The organism is Agrobacterium fabrum str. C58 (assembly GCF_000092025.1).
In the GTDB taxonomy this organism is placed as follows: domain Bacteria; phylum Pseudomonadota; class Alphaproteobacteria; order Rhizobiales; family Rhizobiaceae; genus Agrobacterium; species Agrobacterium fabrum.
The window spans coordinates 1,901,216-1,913,663 of the sequence record NC_003062.2; the positions used below are offsets into that span (position 1 = coordinate 1,901,216).

A 12,448-nucleotide genomic window follows, 5' to 3' on the forward strand; every position below is an offset into this window, starting at 1 on the left:
CTTGTTTGTTAGTATTGGTCTTCGTAACGCTTTGCGAGATCTTCGATGTTCTCAGGCGGCCATGCCGGCACTTCCATGCCGAGGTGCAGACCCATGGAAGCGAGAACTTCCTTGATTTCGTTCAGCGACTTGCGACCAAAGTTCGGCGTGCGGAGCATTTCGGCTTCGGTCTTCTGGATCAGGTCGCCGATATAAACGATGTTGTCGTTCTTCAGGCAGTTTGCCGAACGAACTGACAGTTCGAGCTCGTCGACCTTCTTGAGAAGCGCCGGGTTGAACGCGAGTTCAGTAACCGATTCTTCTTCTGCTTCCTTCTGCGGCTCGTCGAAGTTGACGAAGACGCCCAGCTGGTCCTGAAGAATGCGAGCGGCGAAGGCAACGGCGTCTTCGCCGGAAACCGAACCGTTGGTCTCGATCGTCATGATCAGCTTGTCATAGTCGAGAACCTGACCTTCACGGGTGTTTTCCACCTTGTAGGACACTTTCTTGACCGGAGAATAGAGGCTGTCCACCGGAATGAGGCCGATAGGGGCATCTTCCGCGCGGTTGCGCTCAGCCGGTACGTAACCCTTGCCGTTGTTGACGGTGAATTCCATGCGGATTTCAGCGCCTTCATCGAGCGTGCAGATCACGTGGTCGGGGTTCAGGATCTCGATGTCGCCAACCGTCTGGATGTCACCAGCGGTTACCGAACCCGGACCCTGCTTGCGCACGACCATGCGCTTGGAATCGTCACCATCCATCTTGATGGCGATTTCCTTGATGTTGAGCACGATATCCGTCACATCTTCCCGAACGCCGGGGATGGAGGAGAATTCGTGCAGGACACCGTCGATCTGCACGGCCGTTACAGCGGCACCACGCAGAGAAGACAACAGAACGCGGCGCAGCGCGTTGCCGAGGGTAAGACCGAAACCACGCTCCAGCGGCTCGGCAACCAGAGTTGCCTTGGTGCGGCTGGACGAGGTGAACTCGACCTTGTTCGGCTTGATAAGTTCCTGCCAGTTCTTCTGAATCATCTTTAAACCTTCCGTTCGCCGCCACCATCCAATCGTGACGGACCGAGCATGAAAACACCGAGAGGAACCTAATTCAGTGGTTCATCAGTGGGTTCTTGAGCGCAAGTCCGTCGATCGAAATCGACGCGCACACGCCAGATACACGAAAATTCCGCCAGACCGAAGGAAAGGCGGAATTTCCGAACCACGGTCGCGTCAGACGCGGCGCTTCTTGCGCGGACGGCAACCGTTGTGCGGGATCGGCGTCACGTCGCGAATGGAAGTGATCATGAAACCGGCAGCCTGCAGAGCGCGAAGTGCCGATTCACGACCGGAACCCGGACCGCAAACTTCGACTTCAAGCGACTTCATGCCGTGTTCCTGAGCCTTCTTCGCGCAATCTTCAGCAGCGATCTGGGCAGCGAACGGAGTCGACTTGCGCGAACCCTTGAAGCCCTTGGCACCAGCGGACGACCAGGCAATAGCATTGCCCTGTGCGTCGGTGATGGTGATCATCGTGTTGTTGAAGGTCGAATTGACGTGCGCGACGCCAGACGTGATATTTTTGCGTTCGCGACGACGGACGCGTGCGGCTTCCTTGGCCATTTTATACCTTTCATTGATCTCTTCACCGCCGTAACACCAGCGGCTACACCGGCAATCAGCTCGTAGCCGAGCTTTTCGCCAAACTCAGAAAGGCTGGCGCGGACTGCACCAGCCTCCCCTTTCCGGAGAACCGGAAAATTACTTCTTCTTCCCAGCGATAGCCTTCGCCGGACCCTTGCGGGTGCGGGCGTTGGTGTGCGTGCGCTGACCGCGGACCGGAAGGCCACGACGGTGACGCAGGCCACGGTAGCAACCTAGGTCCATCAGACGCTTGATGTTCATCGAGGTCTCACGACGCAGGTCACCTTCGACCTGGTAGTCGCGGTCGATGGCTTCGCGGATCTGAAGAACTTCAGCATCCGTCAGCTGATGAACGCGCTTTTCAGCCGGAATACCGACCTTGTCCATGATTTCCTGCGCGAATTTCGGACCAATCCCGTGAATGTAGGTCAGCGCAATAACAACGCGCTTTGCAGTCGGGATGTTGACGCCAGCGATACGTGCCACGTCTTTTCTCCTTGGTTCCAGTTGCCATCCGGCAAGTGGTGATTCCATTCGAGCGGCCAACAAGACCGCCAGTTCAAATTGATGTCCGTGACAAGTCAAAACGACCGAACCCGGATCTCCCTTCCCTGAGGGAAATCCGCGCCAGTCGCTTGGGATGTCGCGAGTTGGCGCGGTGTTTAACGGAATCAGCGCAAAAAAGCAACCGGCTCCGCCAAGATTCTTTTGCGATCCAGAGGATCAGCCGTCATGCGGAAGCGCGATATGGGCAAGAACGCAACAGCGCCTGCCCATCCGCTCCGTCGATCAGGCAGAGGCTTTCTCGAGAACGCGCTCAATGGCCTCAGTGACGGCATCGACATCAGCCATGCCATCAAGCGTCACCAGCTCGCCCTGTTCGCTGTAATAGGCAGACAGCGGCGCGGTCTTTTCGCGATATTCTGTCAGACGCTTGCGGAAAGCTTCCGGATTGTCATCCGAGCGAACCGTGCCGCCAGCGGCAATGGTTTCAGCTACGCGGTTTTCGATTCGGCGAATCAACGCCTCTTCATCCACCTTCAGTTCGATGACGGCATCCAGGACCTGATTCTTCTTGCGCATATTGTCCGCAAGCGCCTTGGCCTGCGGAACGGTGCGCGGATAGCCGTCGAGAATAAAGCCCTTGGCACAGTCCGGTGCTTCGATGCGTTCGGAAACGATCTGATTGACGATATCGTCGGAAACGAGCCCGCCGGCGTCCATGACGGCTTTGGCGCGCTTGCCGATTTCGGTGCCCGCGCTGACCGCAGCGCGAAGCATGTCACCGGTGGAAAGCTGCGGGATCCCGTACTTGTCAGTCAGCCGCTTGGCCTGGGTTCCCTTGCCCGCACCCGGCGGACCCAAAAATATCAGTCTCATCGTCCCCTCTTTCCTCCACGCAACTTCGACTTCTTGATCAGACCTTCATATTGCTGGGCGATCAGGTGACCCTGAATCTGCGCAACCGTATCCAGAGTTACACTGACAACGATCAAAAGCGAAGTACCACCAAGGGCTAACGGAATGCCCGTACGTGCGATAAGTGTCTCAGGAAGGATACACACGAAGACCAGATAAATCGCGCCGACCACGGTAATGCGGGTCAGGACGTAATCGATGTACTCCGCGGTGCGCTCGCCCGGACGGATACCCGGAATGAAGCCACCATGCTTCTTGAGATTATCGGCCGTATCCTTCGGATTGAACACGATTGCCGTGTAGAAGAACGCGAAGAACGCGATCAGCAGGCCGTAGAGCGCCATGAACAACGGCTGGCCATGCTGCAGCGACGCGATGATCGAGGTCGCCCAGGTCGGCAGGTTGGTGTTACCGGCAAAACCTGCAGCCGTTGCCGGCAGGAGCAGCAGCGACGATGCGAAGATCGCGGGAATGACGCCGGCCGTGTTGAGCTTCAGCGGCAGGTGCGAGGTATCGCCCTGGAACATCCGGTTGCCGACCTGTCGCTTCGGATATTGTATGAGGAGACGGCGCTGGGCGCGCTCCACGAAGACGATGAGGGCAATGACGCCGATCGCCACAATGACAACCATCAGGATGAGCGGGGTCGACAGCGCGCCGGTGCGGCCAAGTTCCAGCGTGCCAGCCAGAGCCTTGGGCAGGCCTGCGGCGATGCCCGCGAAGATGATCAGCGAAATACCGTTGCCGATACCGCGCGAGGTGATCTGCTCGCCGAGCCACATCAGGAACATCGTACCGCCGAGCAGCGTGATGACGGTGGAAACGCGGAAGAACATGCCCGGATCGACCACGAGACCGTTGCCGCTTTCAAGGCCGACCGCAATGCCATAGGCCTGCAGCGTGCCGAGCAGCACCGTGCCGTAGCGGGTGTACTGGTTGATGATCTTGCGGCCGGCTTCGCCTTCCTTCTTCAACGCTTCGAGCGAGGGCACGACCGAGGTCATGAGCTGCACGATGATCGAAGCGGAGATGTAAGGCATGATGCCGAGGGCGAAGATCGCCATGCGCTCGACGGCGCCACCCGCAAACATGTTGAAAAGACCGAGAATACCGTTGGCCTGGCCACGGAAGGCCTGCGCATAGGCTTCTGGGTTCAGACCCGGAAGCGGAATGTGGGTGCCGAGACGGTAGACGAGAAGTGCGGCAAGAGTAAACCAGAGACGCTTTTTCAGATCCTCCGCCTTAGCGAAGGTCGAAAAATTCAGGTTCGAAGCCAGTTGTTCCGCTGCTGAAGCCATAAATTTCTCCGAATGACCCTTGCCGGCCAGCGAAACCGGCCAATGCGGAAAGGTCTAAAAATACCGGTTCAAAAACGGGCTTCGGACGAACACGGCTTTGCGCCGCCATCATGCCTCACCCTGTTTTTTTATGTCCTATCCCCTCCCCTAGGGAAGTTCAAGAACTGTGAGGCTCTCCCTGCGGCACTTTATGCCGCATGTGGCGCGCATAACAGCTGCACCGCGAAGAGTTTGCCACGATGCCACCATAAATCGATTTAAATCGACAGCACCATAGGCCAGGGAGCGCAAACGCCCGGGGCGACTATGCCCCGGGCGTCTGAAGTCTATATATTACTCGGAAGCTTCAACTGCAACTGCGAGAAGCTTGATAGAGCTGCCAGCCTTCTCAATCTTTTCGAGTGCAGGCTTGGAAGCGCCGGCAACTTCAAAAGCAACCTTGCTCGTCAGTTCGCCGTCAGCGAGAATGCGTACGCCGTCCTTGACGCGACGGATGACGCCGGCAGCCTTGAGAGCAGCAGCATCGATCGTTGCGGAAGCATCAAGCTTCTTGGCGTCGATGGCGGTCTGAATGCGGCCGAGCGACACAACAGCAAATTCGGAACCGAAAATGTTGTTAAAGCCACGCTTCGGCAGGCGACGGTAGATAGGCATCTGGCCGCCTTCAAAACCGTTGATGGCGACGCCCGAACGAGCCTTCTGACCCTTCACACCGCGACCACCGGTCTTGCCCTTGCCGGAACCGATACCGCGACCTACGCGGATACGGTCCTTGGAGGAGCCTTCGTTGTCTCTGATTTCATTGAGTTTCATGATAGGTTACTCCGTCTCACTTCTCGTCAACGACGCGAACGAGATGCTGGACCGCACGGATCATGCCGCGAACCGCCGGAGTATCTTCCAGGGTGCGCTGACGATGCATCTTGTTGAGACCCAGACCGACCAGCGTCTGACGCTGGATTGCCGGGCGGCGAATAGGGCTGCCGATCTGTTCGACCGTGACAGTCTTCTTGGCTTCAGTAGTTTTCTTGGCCATGATCCAGCTCCTTATTCTTCAGAAGCGTTGCCGGAAGCGGCACGGCGAGCCTGAAGGGTCGCATACTTCAGGCCACGCTGTGCAGCGATGTCCTTCGGATGAACCTGATGCTTCAGAGCGTCGAACGTGGCGCGAACCATGTTGTACGGGTTCGACGAACCGGTCGACTTCGCAACAACGTCATGAACGCCGAGCGTTTCGAAAACGGCGCGCATCGGACCACCGGCGATGATACCGGTACCGGCCTTGGCCGAACGCAGCAGAACCTTGCCTGCGCCGTGACGGCCATTGACGTCGTGATGCAGAGTGCGGCCATCGCGCAGCGGAACGAAGATCAGATCGCGCTTTGCGCTTTCCGTTGCCTTGCGGATAGCTTCCGGAACTTCACGAGCCTTGCCGTGACCGAAGCCAACGCGGCCCTTCTGGTCGCCAACGACGACGAGAGCGGCGAAGCCGAAGCGACGGCCACCCTTAACAACCTTTGCAACGCGGTTGATCGCGACCAGCTTGTCGACGAATTCGCTATCGCGCTCTTCACGGTTCTGGCGATCGTCGCGAGAACCTCTTTTTTCCTGTGCCATTGTCCTTGTCCTTTTTCTTTTACGGGTGGAACGGCAAACGAAAAGACCAGCGGCCTCGATGACGAGATCCGCATGGTCCGGTGAAATTCCGCCCGGATCATTGTCCGGGCGGAAAAAGATCAGAAGTTCAGACCGCCTTCGCGGGCAGCTTCAGCCACGGCCTTGATACGGCCATGATAGATGAACGCGCCACGGTCGAAAACGACATCCTTGACGCCAGCCTTGACGCCACGCTCGGCAACCAGCTTGCCTACGACAGCTGCTGCTGCAACGTCGGCGCCGGTCTTGAGCGAGCTGCGCAGATCGGCTTCGAGCGTGGAGGCAGACGCAAGCGTCTTGCCAGCAACGTCATCGATGATCTGGGCGTAGATGTTCTTCGACGAGCGATGAACCGACAGGCGCGGACGGCCGTTGGCAACCGCCTTGATCTGGCGGCGCACACGGCTCGCGCGACGTGCAAGTGCTTCTTTCCTGCTAGCCATTTCGCGTGATCCTTACTTCTTCTTGCCTTCTTTGCGGACAATACGCTCTTCAGCGTACTTCACGCCCTTACCCTTGTAGGGCTCGGGACCGCGGTATTCGCGGATTTCCGCGGCTACCTGGCCTACCTGCTGCTTGTTGATGCCGGAAACGATGATTTCCGTCGGCTTCGGCACGGCAATGGTGATGCCGACCGGAGGCTCGTAAACAACGTCATGGCTGAAACCGAGAGCCAGCTGCAGGTTCTTGCCCTGCAGGGCGGCACGGTAACCAACGCCGTTGATTTCGAGCTTGCGCTCATAGCCGTCCTTAACACCCTTGAAGATGTTCTCGATCATCGTGCGGGACATGCCCCACTTCGAACGAGCTTCCTTGGTGCCATTAGCCGGCGTTACGGAAACGCCGTTATCTTCGAGCTTCAGCTGAATGTCGTCATTGGCGACGAAAAACAGTTCACCCTTCGGGCCCTTAGCAGTAACCTTCTGGCCGTCGACATTGGCCGTCACACCTGCTGGAACCGGAACGGGCTTTTTACCGATACGAGACATTATTCAATCCTGTCTGTTCGTTATGGAGATCCTTGCTCGGGTCTTAGAAGACCGAGCAAAGAACCTCGCCACCAACGTTCTGTTCGCGAGCCTGGTGATCGGCCATCACACCCTTCGGAGTCGAAAGGATGGTGATGCCGAGGCCGTTCGCGACCTGCGGAATGGACTTTACCGAGACATAAACCCGGCGGCCCGGCTTGGACACGCGGCCGATCTCACGGATCACCGACGCGCCTTCGTAGTACTTCAGCTCGATCGTGAATTCGGCCTTGCCGTTTTCGAAATCGACCTTGGAATAACCGCGGATGTAGCCTTCAGACTGCAGCACGTCGAGAACGCGTGCGCGCAGGCTGGAAGCAGGCGTGCTTACCGACGACTTGCGGCGAGCAGCACCATTGCGGATGCGGGTGAGCATATCACCCAAAGGATCAGTCATGGTCATGTGCCCGTCTCCTTACCAGCTCGACTTGACAATGCCCGGCACCTTGCCGGAATTGCCCAGCTCACGAAGCGCGATACGCGACATCTTGAGCTTGCGATAGAACGCGCGCGGACGGCCCGTTACTTCGCAGCGGTTGCGGATACGCGTCTTCGAGCCGTCACGCGGCAGCGAAGCGAGCTTCAGAGTGGCCTTGAACCGGTCTTCGATCGGAAGGGACTGGTTCATCACGATCGCCTTGAGTGCAGCACGCTTGGTAGCCTGCTGGGCGACCGACTTGCGGCGGCGCTTGTTCTTTTCAACTGCGCTTGTTTTCGCCATATCGGAGTTCCTTTTCTACGCTCGTCGTTACGGTTAGTGACGGAACGGGAAGTTGAACTCTGTAAGCAGAGCCCGAGCTTCGTCGTCCGACGTCGCCGTCGTGCAAACGATGATGTCCATGCCCCACATCTGATCAACCTTATCGTAGTTGATCTCAGGGAACACAATGTGTTCCTTGATGCCCATGGCGAAGTTGCCACGGCCGTCAAAGCTCTTGGGGTTCAGGCCCCGGAAGTCGCGAACGCGCGGCAGCGCGATGTTGATCAGACGATCAAGAAATTCGTACATGCGCTCGCCACGAAGGGTAACCTTCGCGCCGATTGGCATGTGTTCACGAACCTTGAAGCCGGCGATCGAATTGCGAGCCTTGGTGATGACAGGCTTCTGGCCGGCAATTGCCGCCAGATCGCCAGCAGCAATCGTTGGCTTCTTCGAATCCGCGGTTGCTTCGCCAACGCCCATATTGATGACGATCTTGTCCAGCTTCGGGATCATCATGACGTTCGCGTAGGAGAACTTCTCCTGCATGGCGCCGCGGATACGGGAAACGTATTCCGTCTTGAGACGCGGCTCGTACTTATCAGCCATCGATCACTTCTCCCGAACGCTTGGCCACGCGGACCTTCTTGCCATCCACAACAGAGAAGCCAACGCGGGTCGGCTTGCCATCCTTGTCGACGATGGCGATGTTGGAGATGTGCAAGGATGCTTCCTTGTTGATGATGCCGGCTTCCTGGGCCTGGGTCTGGCGCTGGTGACGCTTCACCATGTTTACGCCACGCACAACGGCACGGTCTTCTTTCGGCATCACCTGGATTACTTCGCCGGTACGGCCCTTGTCCTTACCGGTCAATACGACAACATTGTCGCCTTTACGAATTTTCTGCATCGCATACGCTCCTTACAGTACTTCCGGAGCCAGCGAGATGATCTTCATGTGGTTCTTGGCGCGAAGTTCGCGCGGAACCGGTCCGAAGATACGGGTGCCGATGGGCTCTTTCTTGTTGTCGATAAGAACGGCTGCGTTGTTATCGAAACGGATGACGCTGCCGTCAGCGCGGCGGATGTCCTTGGCGGTGCGCACGACAACCGCCTTCATCACATCGCCCTTCTTGACGCGGCCGCGCGGAATAGCTTCCTTGATGGAAACGACAATAATGTCGCCAACAGAAGCATATTTGCGCTTCGAGCCGCCCAGCACCTTGATGCACATGACACGACGTGCGCCGGAATTATCCGCCACGTCGAGGTTTGTTTGCATCTGAATCATGTCAGGTCGCCTTCTTGTTGTTACTGGAACGGTTGGGCAAACTCTCTCGAGAGAGCCCCCTGCCCCAGCTTATGAATATATCTTTTTTTGCGCGGAAATGTCGTGACAGGGTGGTTTCCTAAAAGGACCTTCCGTGCGCATAAAGCAAAAGACGCTCGGGTCACGAGCGTCCTTGCGCTGCTTCATACAGGATTCCGCGCCAAGTACAAGAGACCTGGCGCGATTCTGATGAAATTAAGCCTGGGCGGCAACGACCGTCCAGCGCTTGTCCTTGGAAATCGGTGCGCATTCCTCGATGGAAACGACGTCGCCGACCTTATACTGATTGTTCTCGTCGTGTGCCTTGTACTTCTTCGAACGACGAACGGTCTTTTGCATGAGCGGGTGAGCGAATCGACGCTCAACCCGGACCACGACAGTCTTCTCGTTCTTGTCGGACACTACGACGCCCTGCAGAATGCGTTTCGGCATATTATTTTTCCTTAGGCCTTGGCTTCTGCCGCCTTCTGGCGGGCAATGGTTTTAACGCGGGCGATGTCCTTGCGGACTTCGTTGATGCGCGAGGACTTCTCCAGCTGGCCAGTCGCCTTCTGGAAGCGCAGGTTGAACTGCTCCTTCTTCAGATCGGCGAGCTTGTCCTTGAGCTGGTCGGCGCTGAGGCCGCGAACTTCATCGGCTTTCATGTGCCTTGCTCCTTACTCTGCGATGCGCTGTACGAAGCGCGTCTTGACCGAGAGCTTGGCAGCGCCGAGACGAAGCGCCTCACGGGCGATCTCCTCGGTAACACCGTCGATCTCGAACATCATACGACCGGGCTTGACCTTGCATGCCCAGTATTCGACCGAACCCTTGCCCTTACCCATACGAACTTCGGTCGGCTTTGCCGTCACCGGAACGTCAGGGAATACGCGGATCCACACACGACCTGCGCGCTTCATGTAACGCGTGATCGCGCGGCGGGCCGCTTCGATCTCGCGTGCATTCACGCGGTTCGGTTCCTGCGACTTCAAGCCGAATTCACCGAATGCCAGGTCAAAGCCGCCCTTGGCGACGCCCTTGATGCGTCCCTTGAACTGCTTACGGTACTTAGTACGCTTTGGCTGCAACATTTTCTTACTTCTCCGAGCTTATCTTTCGCCAGCGTCAATCAAGCGTTTTCGCGACGACGATCGGGACGATCGCCACGCTCACGGCTTGCAGGGCCCTGTGCGTCGCCTTCGAGACCGCGACGCTCAGAAGCCATCGGATCGTGCTCAAGGATTTCGCCCTTGAAGATCCAGACCTTGATGCCGCAGATGCCGAATGCGGTTTCAGCTTCGGCCGTGCCGTAGTCGATGTCCGCACGCAGCGTGTGCAGCGGAACGCGACCTTCGCGGTACCATTCGGTACGAGCGATTTCAGCACCACCAAGACGACCGCCGCAGGTGATCTTGATGCCTTCGGCGCCAAGACGCATTGCGGACTGAACAGCGCGCTTCATCGCACGGCGGAAAGCAACGCGGCGCTCGAGCTGCTGGGCGATCGACTGAGCTACCAGAGTAGCGTCGATTTCCGGCTTGCGCACTTCAACGATGTTGAGGTGCGTTTCGGAGTTGGTCATCTCGGAAAGCTTCTTGCGAAGCTTCTCGATGTCTGCACCCTTCTTGCCGATGATCAGACCCGGACGAGCCGAGTGGATCGTGACGCGGCACTTCTTGTGCGGACGCTCAATGACGACCTTGGCGATGCCAGCCTGCTTGAGTTCCTTGATCAGGTAAGCCCGGATCTTCAGGTCTTCATGCAGAAGCTTGCCGTATTCAGCGGTGTCAGCGTACCAGCGGCTATCCCAGGTACGGTTGATGCCGAGGCGGAAGCCGATTGGATTGATTTTCTGACCCATTATGCGGCCTCCCCTTTTTCCTCAACTTCACGAACAACGATCGTGAGGTGAGCGAACGGCTTTTCAATGCGGGAAGCACGACCACGGCCACGAGCGTGGAAACGCTTCATGGTGATGGACTTGCCAACATAGGCCTCGGCGACGACGAGAGCGTCGACGTCGAGATCATGGTTGTTTTCCGCATTGGCAATTGCAGATTCGAGCGTCTTCTTGACGGTGCCTGCAATGCGCTTGCGGGAGAATTCGAGCTCGGCGAGAGCGCGATCAACCTTCTTGCCACGGATAAGAGCGGCAACCAGGTTCAGTTTCTGGGGGCTGACGCGGAGCGTACGGGCAATGGCCTGAGCCTCATTGTCCTTCAGCCGGCGTTCGGTCTTAGCCTTCGCCATGATTACTTCCTCTTTGCCTTCTTGTCCGCGCCGTGACCGTAATAGGTACGGGTCGGAGAGAATTCACCGAACTTGTGTCCGACCATGTCTTCGTTGACCGAGACGGGCACATGCTTGCTGCCGTTGTAGACGCCAAACGTCAGACCAACGAACTGCGGCAGGATCGTGGAGCGACGGCTCCAGATCTTGATTACTTCGTTACGTCCGCTCTCGCGCACCTTCTCAGCCTTGGTGAGAAGATAGCCGTCAACAAACGGACCTTTCCATACTGAACGAGCCATTAGTGACTACCTCTCTTACTTCTTACGCTGATGGCGCGAGCGCATGATGAACTTGTCGGTCGACTTGTTCGAACGGGTGCGCTTGCCCTTCGTGGGCTTGCCCCACGGAGTAACCGGGTGGCGACCACCCGACGTGCGACCTTCACCACCACCGTGCGGGTGGTCGACCGGGTTCATGACGACGCCGCGAACGTGCGGACGCTTGCCGCGCCAACGGGAACGACCGGCCTTGCCGTCGTTGATGTTGCCGTGGTCCGAGTTAGAAACAGCGCCGATCGATGCAAGGCACGAGCCGTGTACCAGACGCTGTTCGCCCGAGTTGAGACGCAGGATGGCCATACCGGCATCGCGGCCGACGAGCTGGACATACGTACCGGCGGAGCGGGCAATCTGACCGCCTTTACCAGGCTTCATCTCGACGTTGTGGATGATCGAACCGACCGGAATGTACTGAAGCGGCATGGTGTTGCCGGGCTTCACGTCCACTGCCTTGTCGGAGGCGATCACCTTGTCACCAGCAGCGAGACGCTGTGGCGCGAGAATGTAAGCCTGTTCGCCGTCGGTATACGTAACCAGCGCGATGAACGCGGTGCGGTTGGGGTCGTATTCCAGACGTTCAACGGTACCTTCAACGTCAAACTTGCGACGCTTGAAGTCTACCAGACGATAGGTCCGCTTGTGACCGCCACCCTGGAAACGGACGGTGATCCGGCCCTGGTTGTTGCGGCCACCCTTGGAGCTGAGGCCCTGGGTGAGAGCCTTTACCGGCTTGCCCTTGTAGAGCGAAGCGCGGTCCACGATAACCAGCTGACGCTGGCTCGGCGTGGTCGGATTGAAACTTTTCAATGCCATATTCTTGTTCCCTTTTGGGTCTTTGCCCGC

Annotated in this window: 22 protein-coding genes; all 22 read right to left on the reverse strand. The window is 57.7% G+C overall.

The genetic code is table 11. The features are described from left to right. Positions 1-8 precede the first annotated feature (8 nt). The 22 genes from ATU_RS09395 to rplB all read right to left on the reverse strand — a co-directional run bounded on the left by ATU_RS09395 (position 9) and on the right by rplB (position 12,418). A complete protein-coding gene (locus ATU_RS09395) occupies positions 9-1,019 on the reverse strand; it encodes a DNA-directed RNA polymerase subunit alpha (RefSeq protein ID WP_003516121.1) in 1,011 nt (336 codons plus the stop codon). A 195-nt stretch (positions 1,020-1,214) separates the two neighbouring features. After that, positions 1,215-1,604: a 30S ribosomal protein S11 gene (rpsK, locus tag ATU_RS09400; protein WP_003495225.1), complete on the reverse strand. Its 390-nt coding sequence runs from the start codon at positions 1,602-1,604 to the stop codon at positions 1,215-1,217. Between the two features lie 138 nt (positions 1,605-1,742). Then, on the reverse strand, positions 1,743-2,111 hold the full coding sequence (gene rpsM / locus ATU_RS09405) for a 30S ribosomal protein S13 (protein WP_006313984.1): 369 nt from the start codon (positions 2,109-2,111) through the stop codon (positions 1,743-1,745). A gap of 303 nt (positions 2,112-2,414) precedes the next feature. Next, positions 2,415-3,005, reverse strand: coding sequence for an adenylate kinase (locus ATU_RS09410; RefSeq protein ID WP_006313983.1), 591 nt, complete (start codon positions 3,003-3,005; stop codon positions 2,415-2,417). Then, on the reverse strand, positions 3,002-4,342 hold the full coding sequence (gene secY / locus ATU_RS09415) for a preprotein translocase subunit SecY (protein ID WP_006313982.1): 1,341 nt from the start codon (positions 4,340-4,342) through the stop codon (positions 3,002-3,004). The genes ATU_RS09410 and secY overlap by 4 nt, the downstream gene beginning before the upstream one ends. A 333-nt stretch (positions 4,343-4,675) precedes the next feature. Then, positions 4,676-5,155 (reverse strand): 50S ribosomal protein L15, encoded by a 480-nt coding sequence (gene rplO / locus ATU_RS09420; protein ID WP_006313981.1) that lies wholly within the window; start codon positions 5,153-5,155, stop codon positions 4,676-4,678. A gap of 16 nt (positions 5,156-5,171) precedes the next feature. Further along, positions 5,172-5,378, reverse strand: coding sequence for a 50S ribosomal protein L30 (rpmD, locus tag ATU_RS09425; protein ID WP_003495212.1), 207 nt, complete (start codon positions 5,376-5,378; stop codon positions 5,172-5,174). Positions 5,379-5,389: 11 nt separating this feature from the next. Further along, positions 5,390-5,959, reverse strand: a complete 570-nt coding sequence (rpsE, locus tag ATU_RS09430; protein ID WP_003495208.1) for a 30S ribosomal protein S5 — start codon at positions 5,957-5,959, stop codon at positions 5,390-5,392. A 119-nt stretch (positions 5,960-6,078) separates the two neighbouring features. Then, on the reverse strand, positions 6,079-6,441 hold the full coding sequence (gene rplR / locus ATU_RS09435) for a 50S ribosomal protein L18 (protein WP_006313980.1): 363 nt from the start codon (positions 6,439-6,441) through the stop codon (positions 6,079-6,081). 12 nt (positions 6,442-6,453) lie between these two features. Further along, positions 6,454-6,987, reverse strand: a complete 534-nt coding sequence (gene rplF / locus ATU_RS09440; RefSeq protein ID WP_006313979.1) for a 50S ribosomal protein L6 — start codon at positions 6,985-6,987, stop codon at positions 6,454-6,456. 43 nt (positions 6,988-7,030) lie between these two features. Continuing rightward, complete coding sequence (gene rpsH, locus ATU_RS09445) at positions 7,031-7,429, reverse strand: 30S ribosomal protein S8 (protein WP_006313978.1); 399 nt, start codon at positions 7,427-7,429, stop codon at positions 7,031-7,033. A 12-nt stretch (positions 7,430-7,441) separates the two neighbouring features. Next, positions 7,442-7,747, reverse strand: a complete 306-nt coding sequence (rpsN, locus tag ATU_RS09450; protein ID WP_003495202.1) for a 30S ribosomal protein S14 — start codon at positions 7,745-7,747, stop codon at positions 7,442-7,444. Positions 7,748-7,780: 33 nt separating this feature from the next. After that, the gene (gene rplE, locus ATU_RS09455; protein WP_006313976.1) at positions 7,781-8,335 is read right to left on the reverse strand and encodes a 50S ribosomal protein L5; all 555 of its coding nucleotides are present in this window, start codon (positions 8,333-8,335) and stop codon (positions 7,781-7,783) included. After that, the gene (gene rplX, locus ATU_RS09460) at positions 8,328-8,636 is read right to left on the reverse strand and encodes a 50S ribosomal protein L24 (RefSeq protein ID WP_006313975.1); all 309 of its coding nucleotides are present in this window, start codon (positions 8,634-8,636) and stop codon (positions 8,328-8,330) included. The genes rplE and rplX overlap by 8 nt, the downstream gene beginning before the upstream one ends. 12 nt (positions 8,637-8,648) lie before the next feature. Then, positions 8,649-9,017 carry a 50S ribosomal protein L14 gene (gene rplN / locus ATU_RS09465; protein ID WP_003495199.1) on the reverse strand — a complete coding sequence of 123 codons (369 nt, stop codon included), beginning with the start codon at positions 9,015-9,017 and terminating at the stop codon, positions 8,649-8,651. Between the two features lie 234 nt (positions 9,018-9,251). Then, positions 9,252-9,488, reverse strand: coding sequence for a 30S ribosomal protein S17 (gene rpsQ / locus ATU_RS09470; protein ID WP_006313974.1), 237 nt, complete (start codon positions 9,486-9,488; stop codon positions 9,252-9,254). Between the two features lie 11 nt (positions 9,489-9,499). Beyond that, positions 9,500-9,700, reverse strand: coding sequence for a 50S ribosomal protein L29 (gene rpmC / locus ATU_RS09475; RefSeq protein WP_003495193.1), 201 nt, complete (start codon positions 9,698-9,700; stop codon positions 9,500-9,502). 12 nt (positions 9,701-9,712) lie between these two features. Continuing rightward, entirely contained in the window at positions 9,713-10,126 is a 414-nt protein-coding gene (rplP, locus tag ATU_RS09480; protein WP_006313973.1) for a 50S ribosomal protein L16, read from the reverse strand. 38 nt (positions 10,127-10,164) lie between these two features. Further along, positions 10,165-10,896: a 30S ribosomal protein S3 gene (rpsC, locus tag ATU_RS09485; protein WP_003495188.1), complete on the reverse strand. Its 732-nt coding sequence runs from the start codon at positions 10,894-10,896 to the stop codon at positions 10,165-10,167. Continuing rightward, on the reverse strand, positions 10,896-11,285 hold the full coding sequence (gene rplV / locus ATU_RS09490; RefSeq protein ID WP_006313972.1) for a 50S ribosomal protein L22: 390 nt from the start codon (positions 11,283-11,285) through the stop codon (positions 10,896-10,898). Before rplV ends, rpsC begins: the two co-directional genes overlap by 1 nt. Positions 11,286-11,287: 2 nt before the next feature. Beyond that, entirely contained in the window at positions 11,288-11,566 is a 279-nt protein-coding gene (gene rpsS / locus ATU_RS09495; RefSeq protein ID WP_003507772.1) for a 30S ribosomal protein S19, read from the reverse strand. Positions 11,567-11,581: 15 nt separating this feature from the next. After that, positions 11,582-12,418 (reverse strand): 50S ribosomal protein L2, encoded by an 837-nt coding sequence (rplB, locus tag ATU_RS09500; protein WP_003507771.1) that lies wholly within the window; start codon positions 12,416-12,418, stop codon positions 11,582-11,584. Between the last annotated feature and the right edge of the window lie 30 nt (positions 12,419-12,448).

Bases quoted from the DNA above. Each gene is read 5' to 3' on its own strand.
- ATU_RS09395 (WP_003516121.1), bottom strand. From the start codon at position 1,019: ATGATTCAGAAGAACTGGCAGGAACTTATCAAGCCGAACAAGGTCGAG.
- rpsK (WP_003495225.1), bottom strand. From the start codon at position 1,604: ATGGCCAAGGAAGCCGCACGCGTCCGTCGTCGCGAACGCAAAAATATC.
- ATU_RS09410 (WP_006313983.1), bottom strand. From the start codon at position 3,005: ATGAGACTGATATTTTTGGGTCCGCCGGGTGCGGGCAAGGGAACCCAG.
- secY (WP_006313982.1), bottom strand. From the start codon at position 4,342: ATGGCTTCAGCAGCGGAACAACTGGCTTCGAACCTGAATTTTTCGACC.
- rplO (WP_006313981.1), bottom strand. From the start codon at position 5,155: ATGAAACTCAATGAAATCAGAGACAACGAAGGCTCCTCCAAGGACCGT.
- rpmD (WP_003495212.1), bottom strand. From the start codon at position 5,378: ATGGCCAAGAAAACTACTGAAGCCAAGAAGACTGTCACGGTCGAACAG.
- rpsE (WP_003495208.1), bottom strand. From the start codon at position 5,959: ATGGCACAGGAAAAAAGAGGTTCTCGCGACGATCGCCAGAACCGTGAA.
- rplR (WP_006313980.1), bottom strand. From the start codon at position 6,441: ATGGCTAGCAGGAAAGAAGCACTTGCACGTCGCGCGAGCCGTGTGCGC.
- rplF (WP_006313979.1), bottom strand. From the start codon at position 6,987: ATGTCTCGTATCGGTAAAAAGCCCGTTCCGGTTCCAGCAGGTGTGACG.
- rpsH (WP_006313978.1), bottom strand. From the start codon at position 7,429: ATGACCATGACTGATCCTTTGGGTGATATGCTCACCCGCATCCGCAAT.
- rpsN (WP_003495202.1), bottom strand. From the start codon at position 7,747: ATGGCGAAAACAAGCGCAGTTGAAAAGAACAAGCGCCGCCGCAAGTCG.
- rplE (WP_006313976.1), bottom strand. From the start codon at position 8,335: ATGGCTGATAAGTACGAGCCGCGTCTCAAGACGGAATACGTTTCCCGT.
- rplX (WP_006313975.1), bottom strand. From the start codon at position 8,636: ATGCAGAAAATTCGTAAAGGCGACAATGTTGTCGTATTGACCGGTAAG.
- rplN (WP_003495199.1), bottom strand. From the start codon at position 9,017: ATGATTCAGATGCAAACAAACCTCGACGTGGCGGATAATTCCGGCGCA.
- rpsQ (WP_006313974.1), bottom strand. From the start codon at position 9,488: ATGCCGAAACGCATTCTGCAGGGCGTCGTAGTGTCCGACAAGAACGAG.
- rpmC (WP_003495193.1), bottom strand. From the start codon at position 9,700: ATGAAAGCCGATGAAGTTCGCGGCCTCAGCGCCGACCAGCTCAAGGAC.
- rplP (WP_006313973.1), bottom strand. From the start codon at position 10,126: ATGTTGCAGCCAAAGCGTACTAAGTACCGTAAGCAGTTCAAGGGACGC.
- rpsC (WP_003495188.1), bottom strand. From the start codon at position 10,896: ATGGGTCAGAAAATCAATCCAATCGGCTTCCGCCTCGGCATCAACCGT.
- rplV (WP_006313972.1), bottom strand. From the start codon at position 11,285: ATGGCGAAGGCTAAGACCGAACGCCGGCTGAAGGACAATGAGGCTCAG.
- rpsS (WP_003507772.1), bottom strand. From the start codon at position 11,566: ATGGCTCGTTCAGTATGGAAAGGTCCGTTTGTTGACGGCTATCTTCTC.
- rplB (WP_003507771.1), bottom strand. From the start codon at position 12,418: ATGGCATTGAAAAGTTTCAATCCGACCACGCCGAGCCAGCGTCAGCTG.